The sequence below is a fragment of the Rhodoplanes sp. genome (assembly GCF_013377085.1).
In the GTDB taxonomy this organism is placed as follows: domain Bacteria; phylum Pseudomonadota; class Alphaproteobacteria; order Rhizobiales; family Xanthobacteraceae; genus Rhodoplanes.
Genome location: NZ_JACAAX010000052.1, coordinates 24,994 through 46,602 on the forward strand (window position 1 = coordinate 24,994; position 21,609 = coordinate 46,602).

The 21,609-nt window shown below is 69.7% G+C and carries 18 protein-coding genes and 1 pseudogene; 14 read left to right on the forward strand and 5 right to left on the reverse strand.

Going from position 1 to position 21,609, the window contains the following annotated elements; translation table 11 throughout:
• Position 1: 1 nt before the first annotated feature.
• From glgX to HXX10_RS25910, 4 genes and pseudogenes are all read left to right on the forward strand, one after another.
• The gene (glgX, locus tag HXX10_RS25895) at positions 2–2,080 is read left to right on the forward strand and encodes a glycogen debranching protein GlgX (protein WP_296526199.1); all 2,079 of its coding nucleotides are present in this window, start codon (positions 2–4) and stop codon (positions 2,078–2,080) included.
• 403 nt (positions 2,081–2,483) lie between these two features.
• Positions 2,484–5,279, forward strand: a complete 2,796-nt coding sequence (gene treY, locus HXX10_RS25900) for a malto-oligosyltrehalose synthase (protein ID WP_296526200.1) — start codon at positions 2,484–2,486, stop codon at positions 5,277–5,279.
• A 111-nt stretch (positions 5,280–5,390) separates the two neighbouring features.
• Positions 5,391–5,723 carry a DUF2934 domain-containing protein gene (locus HXX10_RS25905; RefSeq protein WP_296526201.1) on the forward strand — a complete coding sequence of 111 codons (333 nt, stop codon included), beginning with the start codon at positions 5,391–5,393 and terminating at the stop codon, positions 5,721–5,723.
• A gap of 165 nt (positions 5,724–5,888) precedes the next feature.
• A pseudogene (locus HXX10_RS25910) lies at positions 5,889–7,110 on the forward strand (glycoside hydrolase family 15 protein).
• Between the two features lie 138 nt (positions 7,111–7,248).
• Here HXX10_RS25910 and otsB read toward each other — a convergent pair.
• Positions 7,249–8,007: a trehalose-phosphatase gene (otsB, locus tag HXX10_RS25915; RefSeq protein ID WP_296526202.1), complete on the reverse strand. Its 759-nt coding sequence runs from the start codon at positions 8,005–8,007 to the stop codon at positions 7,249–7,251.
• A gap of 11 nt (positions 8,008–8,018) precedes the next feature.
• On the reverse strand, positions 8,019–8,291 hold the full coding sequence (locus HXX10_RS25920; RefSeq protein ID WP_296526203.1) for a hypothetical protein: 273 nt from the start codon (positions 8,289–8,291) through the stop codon (positions 8,019–8,021).
• A 403-nt stretch (positions 8,292–8,694) separates the two neighbouring features.
• On the opposite strand from HXX10_RS25920, the gene HXX10_RS25925 reads away from it, so the two are divergent.
• On the forward strand, positions 8,695–9,555 hold the full coding sequence (locus HXX10_RS25925) for an IclR family transcriptional regulator (RefSeq protein ID WP_296526204.1): 861 nt from the start codon (positions 8,695–8,697) through the stop codon (positions 9,553–9,555).
• 25 nt (positions 9,556–9,580) lie between these two features.
• Here the strand turns inward: HXX10_RS25925 and HXX10_RS25930 are convergent, their stop codons facing one another.
• Together HXX10_RS25930 and HXX10_RS25935 are read right to left on the reverse strand one after the other, a co-directional pair.
• A complete protein-coding gene (locus HXX10_RS25930; protein WP_296526205.1) occupies positions 9,581–10,834 on the reverse strand; it encodes a lytic murein transglycosylase in 1,254 nt (417 codons plus the stop codon).
• 92 nt (positions 10,835–10,926) lie between these two features.
• Positions 10,927–11,469, reverse strand: coding sequence for an invasion associated locus B family protein (locus HXX10_RS25935; RefSeq protein ID WP_296526206.1), 543 nt, complete (start codon positions 11,467–11,469; stop codon positions 10,927–10,929).
• 446 nt (positions 11,470–11,915) lie between these two features.
• On the opposite strand from HXX10_RS25935, the gene coxB reads away from it, so the two are divergent.
• The 9 genes from coxB (at position 11,916) to HXX10_RS25980 (ending at position 19,017) form a co-directional block, all read left to right on the forward strand.
• The gene (coxB, locus tag HXX10_RS25940) at positions 11,916–12,779 is read left to right on the forward strand and encodes a cytochrome c oxidase subunit II (RefSeq protein WP_296526207.1); all 864 of its coding nucleotides are present in this window, start codon (positions 11,916–11,918) and stop codon (positions 12,777–12,779) included.
• Between the two features lie 58 nt (positions 12,780–12,837).
• Positions 12,838–14,442 (forward strand): cytochrome c oxidase subunit I, encoded by a 1,605-nt coding sequence (gene ctaD / locus HXX10_RS25945; protein WP_296526208.1) that lies wholly within the window; start codon positions 12,838–12,840, stop codon positions 14,440–14,442.
• A 169-nt stretch (positions 14,443–14,611) separates the two neighbouring features.
• Positions 14,612–15,553, forward strand: a complete 942-nt coding sequence (locus HXX10_RS25950; RefSeq protein ID WP_296526218.1) for a heme o synthase — start codon at positions 14,612–14,614, stop codon at positions 15,551–15,553.
• Positions 15,550–15,723, forward strand: a complete 174-nt coding sequence (locus HXX10_RS25955; RefSeq protein ID WP_296526209.1) for a hypothetical protein — start codon at positions 15,550–15,552, stop codon at positions 15,721–15,723. Before HXX10_RS25950 ends, HXX10_RS25955 begins: the two co-directional genes overlap by 4 nt.
• A gap of 10 nt (positions 15,724–15,733) precedes the next feature.
• Positions 15,734–16,354, forward strand: a complete 621-nt coding sequence (locus HXX10_RS25960) for a cytochrome c oxidase assembly protein (protein ID WP_296526210.1) — start codon at positions 15,734–15,736, stop codon at positions 16,352–16,354.
• A gap of 85 nt (positions 16,355–16,439) precedes the next feature.
• Entirely contained in the window at positions 16,440–17,294 is an 855-nt protein-coding gene (locus HXX10_RS25965; protein WP_296526211.1) for a cytochrome c oxidase subunit 3, read from the forward strand.
• Between the two features lie 6 nt (positions 17,295–17,300).
• Entirely contained in the window at positions 17,301–17,693 is a 393-nt protein-coding gene (locus tag HXX10_RS25970; RefSeq protein ID WP_296526212.1) for a DUF983 domain-containing protein, read from the forward strand.
• A gap of 7 nt (positions 17,694–17,700) precedes the next feature.
• The gene (locus HXX10_RS25975; protein ID WP_296526213.1) at positions 17,701–18,462 is read left to right on the forward strand and encodes an SURF1 family protein; all 762 of its coding nucleotides are present in this window, start codon (positions 17,701–17,703) and stop codon (positions 18,460–18,462) included.
• Positions 18,463–18,561: 99 nt separating this feature from the next.
• Positions 18,562–19,017 (forward strand): Csp1 family four helix bundle copper storage protein, encoded by a 456-nt coding sequence (locus HXX10_RS25980; protein ID WP_296526219.1) that lies wholly within the window; start codon positions 18,562–18,564, stop codon positions 19,015–19,017.
• 121 nt (positions 19,018–19,138) lie between these two features.
• Here the strand turns inward: HXX10_RS25980 and HXX10_RS25985 are convergent, their stop codons facing one another.
• A complete protein-coding gene (locus tag HXX10_RS25985) occupies positions 19,139–21,547 on the reverse strand; it encodes a TIGR02302 family protein (protein WP_296526214.1) in 2,409 nt (802 codons plus the stop codon).
• Positions 21,548–21,609 lie beyond the last annotated feature (62 nt).

A 21,609-nucleotide genomic window follows, 5' to 3' on the forward strand; every position in this document is an offset into this window, starting at 1 on the left:
CATGCGGGTGGAGCCGGGCGCGCCGTATCCAATCGGCGCGACGTGGGATGGCCGCGGGACCAACTTCGCGATCTTCTCGGCCAATGCCGAGAAGATCGAGCTGTGCCTGTTCGATCAGAGTGGCCGTCGTGAGGTCGAGCGAGTCGTCCTGCCCGTCTGCACGGAGGACATCTGGCACGCCTATCTGCCGCAGGTCGTGCCGGGCCAGGTCTACGGCTACCGTGTCTACGGGCCGTACGACCCGGAGCGCGGCCACCGCTTCAACCACCACAAGCTGCTGCTCGATCCCTACGCCAAGCGGCTGACCGGGCATTTCGTGTGGAGCGACGCGCATTTCGCCTATCGCATGCGCAGCGCCCGCGGCGACCTCTCCTTCGACAAGCGCGACAATGCCCGCGGCGTTCCCAAGGCCGTCGTCGTCGACGACGCCTTCACCTGGGGGCACGACCGCCATCCCGGGACGCCTTGGCATTCCACCATCGTGTACGAGGCGCATGTCCGTGGCCTGACGATGCAGCGCAAGGACGTGCCGGCCAATCTGCGCGGCACCTTCCGCGGCCTTTCGGCGCCGACCATGATCGAGCACATGAAGCGGCTCGGCGTCACCGCGATCGAGCTCCTGCCGGTGCACGCCTTCGTCGACGAGCGCATGCTGGTCGAGAGGGGCCTGCGCCAGTACTGGGGCTACGGCACCGTCGGCTTCTTCGCGCCGGAGCCGCGCTACGGTGCGCCCGACACCGGGCTCGAGGAGTTCAAGGCGACGGTCGGCCAGCTCCACGAGGCCGGCATCGAGGTCATTCTCGACGTCGTCTACAACCACACCGGCGAAGGCAATCACCTCGGGCCGACGCTGTCGTTCCGCGGCATCGACAACGCCTCGTACTATTGGCTGCGGCCGAACGCGCCGCGCTACTACGACGACTTCACCGGCACGGGCAACTCGCTGAACCTGACCCATCCGCGCGTCCTGCAGATGGTGATGGACTCGCTGCGCTACTGGGTCGAGCAGTGCCATGTCGACGGCTTCCGCTTCGACCTCGCGACCGTGCTGGGACGCGAGCCGCACGGCTTCGACCCGACCTCGGGCTTCTTCGCCGCGGTCAGCCAGGACCCGGTGATGGCGCGCGTGAAGCTGATCGCCGAGCCCTGGGACATCGGCCTGGGCGGCTATCAGCTCGGCGGCTTCCCGCCCGGCTGGTCGGAATGGAACGATCAGTACCGCCGCACCGTGCGCTCGTTCTGGCGCGGCGATGCCAACCAGATCCGCGACCTCGCCGCCCGCAAGACCGGCTCGGCCGACCGCTTCAAGTATCGTCGGCGGCTGCCGCGGGCCAGCATCAACCACGTGACGGTGCATGACGGCTTCACGCTCGCCGATCTGGTGAGCTACTCGCAAAAGCACAACGAAGCGAACGGCGAGGGCAATCGCGACGGCTCCGACGACAATCTCAGCGCCAACTGGGGCGTCGAGGGGCCGACTGCCGACAAGGCGGTGCTGGAGGTCCGCCGCCGCGTCCGCCGCGCCATGCTGGCGACGCTGTTCCTCGCCCAGGGCGTGCCGCTGTTGCTGGCCGGTGACGAGGTCGGCAACTCGCAGAACGGCAACAACAACCCGTATTGCCAGGACAACGAGGTCGGCTGGGTCGACTGGTCCGGCCTCGGCCGCGACGGCGACGACGTGACGTCGCTGATCGAGGCGCTCACGGCCCTGCGCCGCGACTATCCGCAACTCCACGGCCGCCGCTGGCTGGTCGGCCGGCGCGGCGACCAGTACGACATCAAATGGCTGACCCCGGGTGGAACCGAGATGGACGGCGCGGATTGGGCCTTCGAGGAGGCGCGCTTCCTGTCCTACGTGCTCGCGCCGCTCGACACCTCGGGGGCCCCTTTGCTGATCGTGCTCAACGCTGCCGCCCAAGCGGTCGATATCACCCTGCCGAATTGGCCGAAATGCACCGGCTGGTCCCGCATCCTCGCCACCGCGGCGCCGGATCCTGGCCACCAGGAGCCGCCCGTGAAGCCGGGCCAGACGCTCGCGGCCCCCTCGCACTCCGTCATGGTGTTCGCGGGAACCGGATGACGCCTGCGCGGGTTTGATCCGTCCTTGGTGACGAGGACGCGCTCCCGCGGCAGTCTTCGCAACTCTGCTCGATGGTTCCTCGAGCGCGACCGTGCTCGCGCGCGATCGAGGTCGTGTGGGGGACGGTGGAACGCCCCGATATCGCCGCCGGGGTGGTGTAATGCGGGATCCGGGTGATCAGCTCGGATCCAGGGCAACTGACGTCTGCGCTCGGCGCCTGCCCCCACCCCCGACCCCTCCCCGCCGCTTTGCGGGGGGAGGGGAGCCGCAGCGCCTCTGCTCCCCTCCCCCCGCTAGCGAAGCGAGTGGCGGGGAGGGGTCGGGGGTGGGGGGCAGCAGTCGAACTGATCAGCCGGAACGCTTATATGATCAGAACATTTCCGGTCGTGGAGAGAGACGCCGAATGCCGCCAATCGTTCCGACCGCGACCTATCGGCTGCAGCTTTCCGCCAAATTCGGCTTCGACGACGCTGCCGCGCTGGTGCCGTATCTGACATCGCTCGGCGTCAGCCATCTCTACGCCTCGCCTTTCCTGAAGGCGCGCGCCGGCTCGACGCACGGCTACGATATCGTCGACCACGACGCACTCAATCCCGAGTTCGGGGGCGACGATGCGTTCGAGCGTCTGTCGGAGGCGCTCGCAAAGGCCGACATCGGCCTCATTCTCGACTTCGTGCCGAACCATATGGGCATCGGCTATTCCGACAATGCGTGGTGGCTCGACGTGCTCGAATGGGGCCAGCGGTCGCCGCACGCCGCCTCCTTCGACATCGCATGGGAGACGCTGCCCTACCGGCCGCAGGGCGGGCTCCTGATCCCGATCCTCGGCAAGTCCTACGGCGAGGCGCTGGACGACGGTGACCTCGTTCTCAAATACGACGCCGAGCAGGGCAGCTTCTCGGTCTGGTATTTCGACCATCGCCTGCCGATCCGCCCCAACCGCTACGGCGACATCCTCAAGACCGTGGTGGCGGAGGCGGGCGCCGCCGGCACCGAGGCGGGCCGCCGGCTGCTCGACCTCGCCGACCGCTTTCCGGATCCGAACGAGCCGACCCGCGAGCACGCGCCCGCCTTCAAGGCCGAGCTCGCGGCCGTCACGGGCGGCGCGGACGTGGTCGAGCGCGGCCTTGCCGCCTACCGGCCGGGCGCCAACGATTCCGCGCGGCTGCATCGCCTGCTCGAGCGTCAGCATTACCGCGTGGCGCATTGGCGTGTCGCCTTCACGGAGATCAACTACCGGCGCTTCTTCGACATCAACGATCTCGCCGGCATCAGGGTCGAGCATCTGCCGACCTTCAACGCCGCGCACCGCCGCGTGCTCGAGCTGATCCGCACCGGCCGCCTGCACGGGCTGCGGCTCGATCACGTCGACGGGCTTCTCGATCCCATCCAGTACTCGCGCCGGCTGGCGCGCGTCGTGCGCGTCGTGCGGCCCGGTCCGGCGCGTGCGCAGCCGTTCTATATCGTCGCGGAAAAGATCCTCGCCGAGGGCGAGCCGATGCCGGCGCTGCCCGGCGTCGCCGGGACCACGGGCTACGACGTGCTCAACGTGATCAGCCGGGTGCTGCTCGACGAGGCCGGCATGCCGCGGCTCGACGCGCTCTACCGCGACATTCTGGGCGAGCGGCAGAATTTCGAGGCGATCGTCGAGAGCGCCAAGGTGCGCGTGCTCGAGACCCTGCTGGCGAGCGAATTCACGGTGCTGTGCCGGTTGCTCGCGCGCATCGCCGCCGGCCATTGGAGGAGCCGCGACTTCACGTTCGAGCGCCTGCGCGCCGCGCTGCTCGGCTACATGGTGCACTTCCCGGTCTACCGCACCTATATCGGCGGCGGCCACGTCTCGGACGACGACCGCGCCCTGATCGTCGAGACGATCTTCCGCGCCAGCGCGCGCTGGTTCGGCCCGGACACCGGGGTCCTCGACTTCCTGCAAGACGTCTTGACCCTCGATCTGATCGCGCCCGGCCGCGTCGGTTACAGCTCGGCCCGCGTGAAGCACTTCTCCGGCAAGGTACAGCAGCTCACCGGGCCCGTGATGGCGAAGGCGCTGGAGGACACCGCCTTCTATCGCTACCACCGGCTGCTCGCGCTCAACGAGGTGGGCGGCGAGCCGGTGCTGCCGGCGCTGTCGCCCGGCGAGTTCGACTATCGCATGCGGGCGCGCCTCGAGACGCCGCACGCCATGACGACGACCGCGACCCACGACACCAAGCGCGGCGAGGATGCGCGCATGCGCATCCTGGCGATCGCCGAGCTCGCCGAGGACTTCGACGCCTCCGTGCGTCGCTGGCGGAATCTCAACGAGTCCCTGCTGACCTGGAAGCCGCGCCGCGCGCCCTCCGACGCGCACGAATACATGCTCTACCAAGCGCTGATCGGAGTCTGGCCGCAGGGCGGCGCCGACGCCGCGCTGATCGAGCGGATGCAGACCTATGCGGTCAAGGCGCTGCGCGAGGGCAAGCAGGAGACGAGCTGGCATAATCCCAACGACGCCTACGAGGGCGCCGTCACCAGGTTCGTCGCCGGCCTGCTCGACCCCGAGGTGTCGCGCGAGTTTCTCGAGGATTTCGCCGGCTTCGCCCGTCGCACCGCGCTGCTCGGCGCCCTGAACAGCCTCTCGCAGCTCGCCCTCAAGGCGACCATTCCGGGCGTGCCCGACATCTATCAGGGCACCGAGTTCTGGGACCTGTCGCTGGTCGATCCGGACAATCGCCGCGCCGTCGACTTCGCCGCGCGCCGTGCTGCGCTCGACGCGGTCGACGATGTGCCCGACTGGGACGGACTCGCCGCCGCCTGGCCGGATGGCCGCATCAAGCTCGCGCTGACCCGCCGGCTGCTGGCGCTGCGGCGGACGCTGCCGCATCTGTTCGCCAACGGCGGCTATCGGCCCGTCCCGGTCGAGGGGCCGCAGGCCGGCCACGTGCTCGCCTTCGCCCGCACCGGGCGGCGCGAGGCCGTGATCGTCGTGGTCGGCCGCCATTTCGCCCCGCTCACCGACGGCGGACGGCGCTGGCTCGATCCGGCGGCGCTCGACGCCACCGTCGTTCTCGACGCTTACGCGGTGCGCAGCGACGTGTTGCGGCCCGGCATGGCGCCGCCGTCGGGCCGCGTGCCGGCTGGTGCGCTGCTCGGGCCGCTGCCGGTCGCGGTGCTGCGCGCCGGCGATGCGCAGCGTGGAACCGGCCGGAGGTCGCGTTAGCGCTTACGCCTGTCACGCCGCGGGACTATCATCGCGACTCGCGGGACGTCGCCGAGGCGGGACCGTGTCGGCGTCCATACGGTTCTCGAACCGACCAGCGAGGAGACGACGATGCACGACCACGAGCAGCGCGTGCGCGAACGCGCTTATCAGATCTGGCAGGAGCAGGGCTGTCCCGAGGGGCAGGCCGATGCCCATTGGGAGCTCGCCCGGGAGCTGGTGGCGATCGAGGAGAATCACCGTCTGGCGCTGGTGCCGGTCTATCGCGATCCGGAGGATCCCACGATCGCGGCCGACCGGGTGGAACCGGCCGGCCCCGCCGCCGCGGAAGGCGAGCTGCCGACTCTGACGGACGAGGGCGAGCAGACCTATCCGCCGAGCCGCGAAGCCGAGCAGGTCGCCCGTGAGTCGCATCCGCCGGACGATCTCCGGGCGGCGAGCTGACGCGTCCGTTTGCCGGCTGCCCGACAAGCTGGAGCGTCGTGCCCCGCGCCGGCGGGGCACCCAGTACGCCGAGAGACGCCGATAGAGCTCATACGGCCAAGTCTTCACAGGATCGCCCGCCTTCGCGGGCGAAGACGGCCGAGGTCGCCGGGTATCTCCATCTTCATGTCCTCACCCATCGAAGACCATGCCCTGATCGGCGACTGCGAGACAGCCGCGCTGGTCGACCGCACCGGCGCGATCGTCTGGCTGTGCTGGCCACGCTTCGATTCCGACGCCTGCTTCGCGGCGCTGCTCGGAGGGCCCGAGAACGGCCACTGGCGCATCGTGCCGCGTGATCCGACCGCCGCGCGTGACGCGCCGCTATCGCGACTCGACCCTGATTCTGTTCGCGCTGATGAACGGCGGCTATTTCCACGAGGCCCAGGCGTGGCGCGACTGGCTGGTGCGCGCCGTCGCCGGCAGCCCGGATCAGCTCCAGATCATGTACGGGCTCGCGGGCGAGCGGCGCCTCACCGAATGGGAGGTGCCGTGGCTCGCCGGCTACGAGGGCTCGAAGCCGGTCCGCATCGGCAACGCCGCGCACGGCCAGCTCCAGCTCGACGTGTTCGGCGAGGTGATGGGGACGTTTCACAATGCGCGGCGGGGCGGCCTCGCCCCGAGCGCCTCCGGCTGGGACCTGCAGGTGAAGCTGCTCGAGCATCTCGAGAGGGTCTGGGGCGAGCCCGACGAGGGCCTGTGGGAGGTGCGCGGGCCGCGCCGGCATTTCACCTTCTCCAAGGTGATGTGCTGGGTCGCCTACGACCGCGCCATCGCCAGCGCCGAGCTGTACGGCCTGCCGGGGCCGGTGGAGCATTGGAAAGCGTTGCGCGAGCAGATTCACGCGCATGTCTGCGCCCGCGGCGTCGACCCTGGGCGCGGCTGCTTCGTGCAGTCCTTCGGCTCGACGCAGCTCGACGCGAGCCTTCTGCTGCTGCCGAAGGCCGGCTTCCTGCCGGTCGACGACCCGCGCATCGCCGCCACCATCGCGGCCGTCGAGCAGGACCTCCTGGAGGACGGCTTCGTGCTGCGCTATCGCACCGGGGCGTCCAGCGAAGGCCTGCCGCCCGGCGAGGGGGCCTTTCTCGCCTGCAGCTTCTGGCTCGCCGACGTCTATGTGCTGCAGCGGCGCGTCGACGAGGCGCAGGCGCTGTTCGAGCGCCTGCTGGCGCTGCGCAACGATGTCGGGCTCCTGGCCGAGGAATACGACGTCCGCGGCTGCCGCCAGCTCGGCAATTTCCCGCAGGCCTTCACGCATGTCGCGCTGGTCAACAGCGCCTACTATCTGCTCGCCGCCCGCCAGCCCGCGCCGAGCGAGCGGCGGGAGGCCCCGCCCTCGGGGGCGTGACGCCGAAGTCGTGACGTCGGCCTTCGTCGTCCCGGGGCGCCGCGCAGCGGCGAGCCCGGGATCCATAACCCCGGTCAGTGTGTATGGATTCCGGGCTCGCGGGCTTTCAGCCCGCGCCCCGGAATGACGGCGCGTGGCTCACCCCACAGGCTGCCTGGCCAACAGTCCGTCGAGCCAGGCGCGCACGTCGGCGGGGGCGTCGAAGCAACCGTCCACGCCGTCGATCCGGCGGCTGACCGAGAAGCCGATGCCGCGCATCGGCGGCAGGATCGGAAACACCCGCTCGTCGGTGACGTCGTCGCCGACGAACACGGGCCGGCGTCCCGCAAACGGGGCGATCCGCATCAGCTCGGCGACCGCGGTCGCCTTGTCGAAGGCGCTCGGCTTCACCTCGACGACGGCCATGCCGGGCAGGATTTCGAGCGGCAGCTCCGGAAACGACGCGCACACCGCGGCGACCATCTCGCGCACGGTCTCGCCCTTGTCGGGCGCGAGCCGGTAGTGGACGGCGAGCGAGTAGCCCTTGTCCTCGAGCAGGATGCCGGGGCCGATCTCGGCGATGGTGGCGAGCGTGCGCTTGAGCCGCGGATCGAGCCCGGGCGTGCGGTCGGGGTCGGCGGATGCGCCCGCCGCCGGCCGCAGCTCGGCGCCGTGGCCGCCGATCGCCGGCAGCTCCAGCGGCGCGAACAGGAGGTCGAGGCCGGCGAGGGGACGGCCGCTCACCAGCGCCAGCGCGCCGCCCGTGCGGGCGAGCAGGCCGGCGAGCGTCCGGCGCAGCGCCGGCGGCACCCACGCCTCGGACGGCGTCGGCGCGAAGTCGAGCAGCGTGCCGTCGATATCGAGCAGCAGGGCGACCTCGTCGAGGTCGACCATCGCCGCGGGCCGCACAGGCGTCATGGTCGCTCCGATCAGTCGACGGCGGCTCCCCGAAGCGCCGAGACCTGCAGGGTCGGCTCCTCGGGGCGCGTCGTCGGGTCGTCGATGTCGGGCGGCTGGTCGTGCCCGGGCGCCGGATCCTCGATCGGGCCGGGCTCGTCCTCGTCCGCCTCCGGATCATCGATCGGCCCGGGATCGGTCGCCCCGGGGCCGGGGTCCTCGATGGGCGGCCCGCGCCGGGGCGGTGCCATGGCGTGCCGCGGCGCCGGATCCTCGACCGTCAGGGAAGAAAGGGTTTCTTGCACGCGGGTCCGTCCGAATCAGGGTCGCGGCGAGCAAGATCGGGCCGCGCCGCCGATGCTTTTACAACGGGGCGTGACCCGGAACGTTCCTGGGTCGGAGCGCCTGCACGACCAAAAGCGAAGGCGGATAAGCCCGGAGCAGGGGCGTGCATTTGTGCGTGATCTGTTTGATATCGAGGTGTGATCCGCTCGGATCATCCGCAAAAAATCATTTCCGCAATCATCTGGGCGCAATCATCGGCTCGCGATAACTTGGGCAATACCTGACGCAGTGTCGTGCGCGGCGGCGCATGGCGGCTCGCGTCACAAAAATTTAGTTAAAATCGCATCCTTTGCAAGAAATGCTTGAAACATCTCCAAGTTGTGCCACTAGTGTTTCGGTACCACAACAGCAGGGGCGACGACAGTGTCTTATCCCACTCCGGTGCGCGGCCAGGCTCCGGGTCGGTCCAAGGACGAGGGGGGGCTTCCGAGCAGCGGCGATCGGCTGCTCGCCGTGCTCGGGCTGTTCACGCTCGACCGTCCCGAATGGACCGTGGAAGAGGCGGCGGTGCAGCTCGGCGTGTCCGCGACGACCGCCTACCGCTATTTCAAGCGTCTCACCCGGGCCGGGCTGATCAGCCCGGTGTCCGGCGCGAGCTACACGCTCGGGCCCGCCATCATCCAGATGGACCGGCAGATCCAGCTCTGCGATCCGATGCTGAAGGTGGCCCGCGACGTGATGAGCGAGCTGATCGAGCACGCCTCCGAGGGCGGCGCGGTGCTGCTGTGCCGGCTGTTCCACGACCGCGTGATGTGCGTCCATCAGGAGATGGGGCGCGGCCCGCAGGAGCCGATCGTGTTCCAGCGCGGACGGCCGATGCCGCTGTTCCGCGGCGCCACCTCCAAGATCATTCTGGCCCACCTGCCGAACCGCACCCTGAAGTCGCTGTACGCCGCGAACGCGCCGGAGATCGCCTCGGCCGGGCTCGGCCAGAGCTGGGACGATTTCCGCCGGCACCTCGCCGCGTTCCGCCGTGCCGGCTATGCGGCGGCCTCCGGCGACGTCGACCAGGTCCGCGCCGCCATCGCCGCACCGGTGTTCGGACAGCGCCGCGCCGTGCTGGGCAGCATCAGCTTCCTGGTGCCCAAGGCACGCTACGACGAGGCACTGCGCGCTCGGCTGGCGCCCAACGTCATCGCGGCAGCCCGCGACATCGAGACCGCCATGCAGGCGGGATCGTCGGAGGGGCAGGCGAGTCGCCCGCGCGTGCGCGTCGCCCGCTGAGCGGACGGTTTCGAGCGAATGCTCCTCACCGCCCGGTGCGCAAGCGGGCGATCAGCTCCGGGGTCGGATAGGAGTCGGCCGGCAGGCCGAGCTTCATCTGCGCCTGCTTGATGGCCGCGCGGGTGCCGCTGCCGATCTTGCCGTCCGGAATGCCGCCCTGAAAGCCGGCGCGGTTGAGCAGCTCCTGCAGCTCCTTCGCCTCCTCCTGGCTCAGCACCGGAATGCCGGGCGCGCCGCGATACATCGGCGGTGCTCCGGCGAGCCGAGTCGCGTAATAGGCGGCCGTGGTCGCGTAGACCAGCGAGGCGTTCCACTTCAGGTAGGCCTGGAAGTTCGGATAGACCAGGAAGGCCGGACCGAGCCGCCCCATCGGCAGCAGCAGCGACGCCGGCGGGCCGCCGGCCGGCAACGGCTTGCCGTCACGCAGCGTCACACCCCATTCGCCCCATTTCGCGTGCGGGTGCTGGATGGCGAGATCAGCCTGATCCCACGGCATGCTGGCCGGGACCTTCACCTCGCGCAGCCAAGGCTCGCCGCGCCGCCAGCCGAGCTCCTGGAGATAGCTGGCGCTCGAGCCGATCACGTCGGGCACGCTCTTCAGCAGGTTGCGGTGGCCGTCGCCGTCCCAGTCGATGGCGTGCTTCATGTATTCGGACGGCATCATCTGGGTCTGGCCGAGCTCGCCGGCCCACGAGCCGATCATCTCGGCCGGCTGCAGGTCGCCGCGCTCGATCATCCGCAGGGCGTCGAACAGGTGGCCGCGGAACATCTCCGAGCGACGGCAGTCATAGGCGAGCGTCGCCAGCGAGCGGATCGCGTGGTCCTTGCCCATGTCGCCCCCGAAGTCGCTCTCCAGGCCCCAGAAGGCGACGATGATCGGGGCCGGCACGCCGAACTGCTTCTCGGCCCGGGCGAACAGGGCGGCATGCTTGCCGATCTGCTCGGCGCCTTTCTGCAGCCGGTAGGCCGGCAACGTCTTGTCGGAGAACTGCAGGAAGCTCTGGGCGAAGAATTTCTGGCCGCGATCGATGTTCACGATGCGCTGGTCGTAGACCAGATAGGGCGAGGCCGCCGCGATGGCGTTGCGCGAAATCCCTTGCTGGATCGCCTCCTGCTTGAACCGCTCGAGCCAGCTTTCGAAGCTGCCGGTGGTGCGGCACGGCGCCTGGGCCAGCGCCGCGCCGGAGCCGAGGACGCCGACCGCCAGAATCACCGCGGCGGCGATCGCCGCACCCCTCAGGCTGCGCCGTGCCGGCGCTGCGACCTCACCCGCGATCATCTGCAACCTCCTGCCGCCATGCGGCACCGGCCCGCAGCCGCGTCCGCCGACGTCCCCGAGCCATCCGTGGTGTGTGCTGGACAACAAAACTGTCAAGGAAGCTTGTCGAATCCGTCGCCGAATCCTTTGAGGCTCATCGGAAAGCCGATGCCTTCCTCGGGCGTCTGGAAGATGAAGAAGGTGGCGGTCTGGCCGCTGCGGAACTGCTTGATCAGATTTTCGTCCATGACGACCTCGGCGTAGCAGCCGCGCGGCAGGCAGCGCACGAAGCCGGCGCGACCGACATCGGCATTGTCGACCTTGAGGCCGAGGCCGGCCGGCAGCAGCACGCCGAGCGGCGCCTGCACGCGCATCAGCCGGGTCTTCTGGTCGGCGGTGCGCAGCACCAGCACGGTCAGGCCGACATTGGCGCGGTCCTCGGCGACCACGCTCTGGAACAGCGCACACTGCTCGCTCTGGGCGCCCGGCGGCGTCTCGCAGCGGATCTGCCAGTCGGCGTGGACCGAGCGCACCGCGCCCTGCGCGGCGGCGGCGGAGACGAGGGCGGCGCTCGCCGTGACGGCGAGCACGAATCGCAGCACGAGGGACGGCAGCCCTCGGCGCGCAGCCGCCAATTGTTTCGAGAACGCACCCATCGCGGGCTCCCTGGTCGGACGGTGCGGCGGATCCTCGTCCGCGGCGCCGCCCCAGAATCGAAGGACGAGCGTGACTAAGGTCTTGATACGGAATCACGCCGTCTGTGTACACGGTCGCGCCGTCAAAGGCGCTTGTCGGTTTGCTTCACGTCCTCGTCCGCGGCGGGTGCCGACAGTCGGCTGGCGGCTCGTTTCGCACCTGCGTCGATTCCGTGCGCATCGCCCCATGAGGCACATTGCGAGTAGGGCGGAAGTGTGGTTTGAAAGGTTCAATCGCGGTGCATACCCCCGGTGCCGTCGAGGCCGTCCGCAGATGCGCCCTTCGTGTGCGCCGCGGAACCTCCTGACTTCATCCGGTTTTGGATCCGTGCTTTTCGCCGCCTCGCGTGCGCAGCCCCGGCAGGTGTTGCGGATGCCCGTCAACCGACGAAGGAGCAGAGACCACGATGCAGGGAGTTCTCCGGTTGCTTTGCGTGGCGCTCGCCACCGCCGCCTTGCTCACCATCGGTGGGTCCGCCTGGGCCGGCCTCGGCCAGCCCTCGCCGTGGCAGCTCGGCATGCAGCAACCGGCGGCCCCGGTGATGACCGACGTGGTGTGGTTCCACACCCTGCTGCTGTGGATCATCGCGGCGGTCGTCGCGCTCGTCCTCGTGCTGCTGATCGTCGTTACGGTGCGCTTCAATGCGCGCGCCAACCCGACGCCGTCGCGCACCACCCACAACACGCTGATCGAGGTGATCTGGACCGTGGTGCCGGTGATCATCCTGGTGGTCATCGCGGTGCCCTCTTTCCGCATCATGTTCGTGCAGCTCAACACCCCGCAGGCGGACATCACCGTCAAGGCCACCGGCAAGCAGTGGTATTGGAGCTACGCCTATCCGGACAACGGCAAGTTCGAGTTCGATTCGCTGATGGTTCCCGACGCCGAGCTCAAGCCGAGCCAGCCGCGGCTGCTGTCGGTCGACAACGAGATGGTGGTTCCGGTCGGCAAGGTCGTGCGCGTTCAGGTCACCGGCGCCGACGTGATCCACTCCTTCGCAGTACCGTCCTTCGGCGTGAAGATGGACGGAATCCCGGGCCGCCTGAACGAGACCTGGTTCAAGGCCGAGCGCGAGGGCATGTATTACGGGCAGTGCTCCGAGCTGTGCGGCCGCGACCACGCCTTCATGCCGATCGCCGTGCGGGTGGTCAGCGAGCAGGCCTTCACGGCCTGGGTCGAGGACGCCAAGAAGAAGTTCGCCGCGAGCCCGTTCCCGGCGCCGTCTCCGGCGCCCGTGGCGGTCGCCGCCGCACCCCGGATCACCGATTGAGCCGGTTCGCCGCGCGCCGGCCGCGCGGCGGCAGCCCCGACGACTCGAGGAACCGACCATGGATGCGACCGTAACGGCTCACGACACCCACGCGCACGGCCACCCGACCGGCTGGCGACGCTACGTCTACTCGACGAACCACAAGGACATCGGCACGATGTACCTGGTGTTCGCCATGATGGCCGGCGTCGTCGGGGCCTTGCTGTCGATCGGCATCCGGCTCGAGCTGCAGAACCCGGGCATGCAGTTCTTCGCCTCGGCCCACACCTTCAACGTCTTCACCACGGCGCACGGTCTCATCATGGTGTTCTTCATGGTGATGCCGGCGCTGATCGGCGGCTTCGGCAACTGGATCGTGCCGCTGATGATCGGGGCGCCCGACATGGCGTTTCCGCGCATGAACAACATCTCGTTCTGGCTGCTGCCGGCGGCCTTCACGCTGCTGCTGATGTCCTTGTTCGTCGAGGGCGAGCCCGGCGCCAACGGCGTCGGCGCCGGCTGGACCATCTACGCGCCGCTGTCGACGCTCGGCCATCCGGGCCCGGCCGTCGACTTCGCCATCCTGTCGCTGCATCTCGCCGGCGCCTCGTCGATCCTCGGCGCCATCAACTTCATCACCACGATCTTCAACATGCGCGCGCCTGGCATGACGCTGCACAAGATGCCGCTGTTCGTGTGGTCGATCCTGGTGACGGCGTTCCTGCTGCTGCTGGCCCTGCCGGTGCTGGCCGGCGCCATCACGATGCTGCTGACCGACCGCAATTTCGGCACCGCCTTCTTCGCCCCCGAGGCCGGCGGCGACCCGGTGCTGTTCCAGCATCTGTTCTGGTTCTTCGGGCACCCCGAGGTCTACATCATGATCCTGCCGGGCTTCGGGATCATCAGCCAGATCGTCGCGACCTTCTCGAAGAAGCCGGTGTTCGGCTATCTCGGCATGGCCTACGCCATGGTGTCGATCGGCTTCATCGGCTTCATCGTGTGGGCCCACCACATGTACGTGGTCGGCCTCTCGACCGGCACCCAGGCCTATTTCGTCGCCGCCACGATGGTGATCGCGGTGCCGACCGGCATCAAGATCTTCTCGTGGATAGCCACCATGTGGGGTGGCTCGATCGAGTTCCGCACCCCGATGCTGTGGACCTTCGGCTTCATCTTCCTGTTCACGGTCGGCGGCGTCACCGGCGTCGTGCTGGCCAACGCCTCGGTCGACCGGCTGCTCACCGACACCTATTACGTGGTGGCGCATTTCCACTATGTGCTGTCGCTCGGCGCCGTCTTCACCATCTTCGCCGGCTGGTACTACTGGTTCCCGAAGTTCACCGGCTACATGTACGAGGAGTGGCTCGGCAAGCTGCACTTCTGGGTCACGTTCGTCGGCGTGAATTTGTTGTTCTTCCCGCAGCACTTCCTCGGGCTCGCCGGCATGCCGCGCCGGATCGCCGACTATCCGGACGCCTTCCACGGCTGGAACATGGTGTCGTCGATCGGCTCCTACATCTCCGGCGTCGCGGTGCTGATCTTCTTTGTCGGCGTCGCGCGCGCCTTTCTGCGCAAGGAACACGCCGCCGGGAACCCGTGGGGCGCCGGCGCGACGACGCTGGAATGGACGCTTCCGTCGCCGCCGCCGTTCCACCAGTTCGAAGTGCTGCCGCGCATTCGCTGATGCGCCTCGCATGAGACGGACCGGCGGTGCGCCGCCGGTTTTTCGCGCGTCGCCGCTTCTACACCGACGCTGAGATCCGACTGCCGAGTACGAGCTCCCCCGCATGTCCCTCGCCACCGACGGCGCCGATCTGTCACGTCCCGCTACCGCTCCCGGGCTGGCCCCCGCGATGGTCGCCGCCGTCGAGCCGAGCCTCGCCGAGGTGCGCGACTACGTGGCGCTGATGAAGCCGCGGGTGATGTCGCTCGTGGTGTTCACGGCGCTGGTCGGCATGATGGTGGCCCCCGACCGGCTGCATCCGGTGCTCGGCTTTGCGGCGCTCCTCTGCATCGCGGTCGGCGCCGGCGCCGCCGGTGCGCTCAACATGTGGTGGGACGCCGACATCGACGCCGTGATGACCCGCACGGCGTGCCGCCCGATCCCGGCCGGGCGGGTGACGCAGGGGGAGGCGCTCGCCTTCGGGCTCACGCTCGCGGTCGGCTCGGTCGCCGTGCTCGGCCTCGTCGCCGGCTGGCTCGCGGCGGGTCTGCTCGCCTTCACGATCGTCTTTTATGCGGTCGTCTACTCGATGTGGCTGAAGCGGGCGACCTCGCAGAACATCGTCATCGGCGGCGCCGCCGGTGCCGTCCCGCCGATGATCGGCTGGGCGGCGGCGACCGGCGGCCTGACGGTCGAGCCGGTGCTGCTGTTCCTGATCATCTTCTTCTGGACGCCGCCGCACTTCTGGGCGCTGTCGCTGTGGCGCAGCGAGGACTATGCCCGCGCCGGCATCCCGATGCTGCCGGTCGTCTCCGGCGTCGCCGAGACCAAGCGGCAGATTCTTATCCACGCGGCCCTGCTGGCGCCGGTCGGCGTGTCGCCGTGGCTGCTCGGCAGCGCCGGCCTCCTGTATGGCGTCGTCGCGACGATCGCCGGCGCCAAGATGCTTTGGCTTTCCACGCGGCTCTGGCGCGCCGATGACGCCAAGGCGACCGACCGGCTCGCCAAAAAGCTGTTCGGCTTCTCGCTCTACTATCTGTTCGTGCTGTTCGCCGTGCTGCTGGTCGATCACTGGGTCGCACCCTATGTGTCGGCCGGCCTCGCCGCGATCGGTCTGGGAGGTGTGTCATGAGCGGACGCCCGTTGCGTCACGACGACGGCATCATCCTCACGCCGGAGCAGAAGCGCCGGCAACGCGCCCGCTCGGTCGCCATCGCGGTGGCGCTCGGCGCGCTGGTGGTCCTGTTCTACGCCATCACGATCGTCAAGCTCGGCCCCGGTGTGCTGAACCGGCCGCTGTGAGGAGGGCGCCGTGAACACCCCCGCCGCACCCGCCTCTGGATCGCCGTCCGCCCGAGCCGAACGGCCGGCCGCCACATCGCGCCAGCGCCGCGACATCGCGGTGGCGCTCGCCTGCGGCGTCTTCGTCGGGCTGATGGTCGGGGCGGCCTTCGCGGCGGTGCCGCTCTACTCCTGGTTCTGCAGCGTCACCGGCTTCGGCGGCACCCCGCAGGTGGCGACCGTCGGACCCGGCGAGGTGCTCGATCGCCGCATCACGGTGCGGTTCGATGCCAATATCAGCCGCGGCCTGCCGTGGCGGTTCGCACCCGAGGCGACGAGCGTCGAGGTCAGGCTCGGCGAGGTGGTCACGGTCTACTACACGGTCACCAACCAGGCGGCGCGCGAGACCTCGGGCACGGCGGCCTACAACGTGACGCCGACCCAGACGGGTGCCTACTTCTCCAAGATCAACTGCTTCTGCTTCACCGAGCAGCGCCTGAAGGCGGGCGAGACGCGCGAGATGGCGGTGGTGTTCTTCGTCGATCCGGCGCTCGCCAAGGACGCCGACCAGAACGACCTCAACACCATCACGTTGTCCTACACGTTCTACCCGACCCGCGAGCCGGCCGCGGCCCGCACGGGCGGGTCCTGACCACCGACTTTTCGCGACGGCGCGACAGCGCCTTCGCAACAGCGACGAGACCACCGACGAGACGACCGGCAACACGGAGGCGACGATGGCCGAGGCAACCGCCAAGCAGCACGACTATCATCTGGTCGATCCGAGCCCGTGGCCGGCGGTCGGATCGCTGTCCGCCTTCGTCATGGCGGTGGGCGCCATTTTCTGGATGCACAAGGCCTTCGCGGCGGCGCCGTGGATCTTCGCGCTCGGCGCGGCCGGGGTGCTCGGCACCATGGCGGGCTGGTGGCGCGACGTCATCAAGGAGGCCGAGCACGGCGGCTTCCACTCGCGCGTCGTCCAGATATCGCACCGCTACGGCATGATCCTGTTCATCGCCTCCGAGGTGATGTTCTTCGTCGCCTGGTTCTGGGCCTATTTCAACTCGGCCCTGTTCCCCGATGCGCACAACATGGTCACGCGCACCGATCTGTTCGGCGGCGTCTGGCCGCCCAAGGGCATCGAGACCTTCGATCCGTGGCACCTGCCGCTCTTGAACACGCTGATCCTGCTGACCTCGGGCACCACCGTCACCTGGGCCCACCATGCGCTGCTGCACGACGACCGGGAGGGCCTCAAATGGGGCCTGATCTGCACGGTCGCGCTCGGCCTGTGCTTCACCTCCGTGCAGGCCTTCGAGTACGCCCACGCCCACTTCGCCTTCTCGGGCAATGTGTATGGTGGGACCTTCTTCATGGCGACCGGTTTCCACGGCGCCCATGTGATCATCGGCACCATCTTCCTGACCGTCTGTCTCGCCCGCGCCTTCGCGGGCCACTTCACGCCGACCCAGCATCTCGGCTTCGAGTTCGCCGCCTGGTACTGGCACTTCGTCGACGTGGTGTGGCTGTTCCTGTTCGCCTGCATCTATGTGTGGGGCCATGGCGCCGGGGCGGCGGCGGGAGGACACTGAGACAGGATGGACGAGCGCACCGACCATCCGGCCATCTCGCACCCGCTCGCAGCGGGTCTGCGATGCCGCTGCCCGCGCTGCGGGCAGGGGCGGCTGTTCGCCGGCTTCCTCGGCGTCAGGCCGCATTGCGAGGTCTGCGGGCTCGACTTCGCCTTCATCGATTCGGGCGACGGGCCGGCCTTCTTCGTGATGTCGTTCTCCGGCTTCGTGGTGGTGGCCGCCGCGCTGATCACCGAGATCGTCTATCAGCCGCCGTTCTGGCTGCATGCGGTGCTGTGGCTGCCCCTGATCCTCATCACCACGCTGGCGCCGCTGCGTCCGCTCAAGGGCCTGATGATCGCGCTGCAGTTCCGTCACAAGGCGGCCGAGGGGAAGTTTCGCCCCGACGACGCGCCCTGACGATGCCATGACCCATTCAGCATCCACCGCGGCGCCGCGGCGCCGCCTGCTCGGTCCGGCCCTGATGTCGCTCGTCGGGGTCGCCGTGCTGATCGGGCTCGGCGTCTGGCAGCTCGAGCGCATGGCGTGGAAACGCGCCCTGATCGCCACCCTCACCGAGAGCCTGACTGCCGATCCGGTGCCGCTGCCGCCGCCTGCCGCCTGGCCGGGCCTGACCCGCGAGGCGATCGAGTTCCGCCGCGTGCGGCTCGCCGGGACGTTTCTCCACGACAAGGAGGCGCTGGTCTACGCCATCGGCTCCGGCTCGCGCACCGCGGCGGGCGGGCTCGGCTACCGGGTGTTCACGCCGCTCCGGCTCGACGGCGGCGCCCTGGTGATGGTCGACCGCGGCTTCGTGCCCGAGGCCGACAAGGCGCCGGAGGCGCGCGCGGCCGGGCAGGTGGCCGGTCCGGTCGAGATCGTCGCGGTGATGCGCTGGCCCGAGGCGCGGCCGATGTTCGCGCCCGCCGACGATCCGGCCCGCAACATGTGGTTCGCCCGCGATCCCGGCGTGATCGCCGCGGCCAAGGGCATCACGATCGCGCCCTTCTACGTCGAGCAGGAGTCGCCGCCGGCGCCGGGCGGCCTGCCGCGCGTCACCAGGCTGCAGCCGAACCTGCCCGACAACCACCTGCAATACGCGCTGACCTGGTTCAGCCTCGCCCTGGCGCTGGCCGTGATCTTTTTCCTATGGGCGCGCGGCAGAGGGCGTGCGGACCGCGGCGGCTGACGCCTTCGGCTCCCGCGTCCCGATACCGAGCCTTCCCGGACGACCGGGAGACCGGTACTAATCTGCCGACGTTCGGGCGCCGCGGGGCCTTCGACGCCCATCAGTCGAGATCGAGGGAGATACAGCATGAACAGGAGACATGTGCTGACGACCGCCGCTGCCCTGGCCGTCGTCGCGGGACCGGCCTTCGCCCAAGGTCACGCGGGCCACGACTCTCCATCGGGGCTGAACGCGCCGCTGGTGGCGGCCGCGACGAACTGCGTGCGGGCGGGCCTGGCATGCATCAACCACTGTTTCGACAGCCTGGCCGCCGGCGACACCAGCCTCGCCGCCTGCGCGCGGTCGGTCGATCAGATGAGCGCCGTGTGCGGCGCGCTCGCCAAGCTCGCGAGCGCGGGTTCGCCGCATCTCCCGGCCATGGCCAAGCTGGCGCAGGCGGTGTGCCTGGATTGCGAGAAGGAGTGCCGCAAGCACGCCGACCACCACGCGGTCTGCAAGGCGTGCGCCGATGCGTGTGCCGCCTGTGCCGAGGAATGCCGGAAGGTCGCGGCCTGACACGCAGGCGCAGCCTGACGCAGATGCGACCTGATGGTCCGAGACGCCGGCCTTCGGCCGCGTCTCGCGCCTGGGACGGACTAGGAGCAGAGGCGCTCCGCGTCCGACGAGCCGTGGCGCCTCAAAAATCCTTCAGCAGGCGCTCGATATAGTCGAGCTCGAGCTGCGGCCGCAGCGGATCGGCGAAGCGGCGGCGAAGCTCCTCTAGGATGCGTCGGGCGCGCTGCACGTCGATCTCGCCCGGCACCTTCACGGTGGTGTCGTCGCCGTAGTCGCGGCCGCGCAGCGGCCGGCCGAGCGGATCGGTATCCTGCCGGGCACGCGGCTGCCCCATGCGGCCGGGCTGGCCTTGGCCGGGCCCCTGGCCCATCTGCTGCTGGAGCTGCTGGGCGAGCCCCTGGGCGCCCTTGCGCAGCGCGTCGAGGGCGCGGCCCTGGCTGTCGACGGCGCCGTCCGCATTGCCCTGGCCGAGCTCGCCGGCGGCGTCGCCCATCGAGTCCTCGGCGCGGCCGAACTGGTCGCCGCCCGGCTGGTCGCCACCCGGTTGGTCACCCTTGCCGTCCTGCGGCTGGCCGAGCCCGCGCTGGCGAAGCTGCTCCATCAGCTTCTTGAGCTGGTCGCGCAGCCCCTGCTGGTTCTGCTGGAGCTGGCTGTAGTCGCTCGGGTCGCCCTGCTGCTGCTGGTCGCCCTGCTGCTGCTGGTCGCCCTGCTGGCCGCGGCGTCCGCGCTGGCCGCGTTGCCCGCGCTGGTCCTGCCCCTGCTGGAATGTCTTGTCGCGGAGCTGCTGCTGCTTGCGGATCATGTCGCCGAGCTCGTCGAGCGCCGACATCATGTCGTCGTCCATGTCGCCCTGCTGGCCCGGTCGGCCCATCTGCAGGTTCTCCATCATGGACTGGAGCTGGTCGAGCAACGCGCGCGCGGCGTCGCGGGCGCCCGAGCGGGCGAGCTGCTCGAGCCGGTCCAGCATGCTCTGCAGATCCTGCGAGCGGAGCTGGCGGGTGTTGGGGTCGAGCGGCCGCGCCATCTGCGGGTTCTTGCGGAGCTCCTCGGCGAGCGCCTGCATGAACTGCTGCATGGCGGCGCGCAGCTCCTCCATCAGCTTCTTGATCTCCTCCTCGCTGGCGCCGCGCTCCAGCGCCTGGCGCAGCGCCTCCTGGGCGTTGCGCAGCCGCGCCTCGGCGTCGGCCACGTTGCCGTCCTCGAGCTGGGTCGCCAGCGCCCACAGCTCGCGCACCACCTCGCGCAGCTCCTCGTCGCCCTTGGCCCGCGTCAGCGTCCAGAAGATCGAGCGCAGGCCAAGATAGGTGCCGGTCTCCGGCATGAAACGGTCGGGCGCGATGGTGAGCGCGTCGAGCGCCACCGCGACGCTGTCGCGGCTGTCGGCATCGAGCGCCAGGGTGCGGCGCTGCTCGATCAGGGCACGGGCGAGCGGCTTGACGAACAGCCGCTCGGGCAGCCGCACGTCGACCGCGGCGCTCTTGCCCACATTGTCGGCCTCGTCGCGGGCCGTCAGCGTCATGGTCACGTCGGAGCCGGCCCACGGGTTCTCGGTGAGGTCCTTGGTGGTCTGGCCGACGCCGTTGCGGGTGCGCGCCTGCGGCAGCACCAGGGTGAAGTCGGGCGGGTCGAACAGCGGCCGCGCCGCCGCGTCGGATGTCGTCGCGCCTTGCTTGGCCGCGAAGGTGGCGCGCGCCTCGATCACCCCGTAGTCGTCCTCGAGCTTGTAGGTGAGCTGCAGGGCGCCGCGCGCCTGCGGCTCCGGCTCCTTGGTGAGCGAGACGGTCGGCACGCGGTCGGGCGTCGCGTTGAAGGCCCAGGCGAGGTCGTGGCCGAGGCCGCGCACCGTCGCGGTGCCGCGCTCCTTGATGGTGAAGCGGCGCTCCTCGGCCCCGGCGGGCGCCTTGGTGGCCGGGTCGGCCGCCGCCTCGACGAGGCCGCCTGTGGTCGACACGTCGAGGCTCGCCTGGCCACTCGCCCGCACCACCAGCACGCTGCCGGCCGGCACCGTGACGGCGGCGAGCGCGCTCTGCACCGTTTCGCCCGGCCGCACGCCGGGCAGGATTACGGGGGGACGGCCCGTATAGACGGGCGGCGACACCCAGGCGTCGAGGCGGAAATTGCTCGGGATGGTGGCGCTCTGCCAATCGAACGCCGCGGCAATCCGCCGCATCCGGTCGCCGCCGGCCGAGACGAAGGAGACCGCGACCAGCAGCAGCACCAGCATGCGCACGGCCCACGGGTCGCGTCCGACCAGGCGCGGCGTCGGCAGGCCGACCCGGAAGGCGCGGGCGGCGGCGAGCGAGCGCTCGACATGGGCGCGCCACAGCGCCACCGACCAGGGATCGTCCGAGGGCGTCGCGATGGTGTCGGCGGCTGCCGTGGCGGGGCGATGGGCGAGGCCCGAATCGCGGTCGAGCCGGCCGAGCCCGATCGTCGTCGAGGGAAAGCGCAGGCGGGCGAGCGGCACCAGGGCGGCGATCAGCAGGCCGGCGAAGGCGAGGAGACCGACGGCGCGGCCGATCGGCGGCACCCACAACCCCCGGCCGAGCCTCGAGACCGGCGCTGACGCTTATACAAATCTCCGAGTCAGCG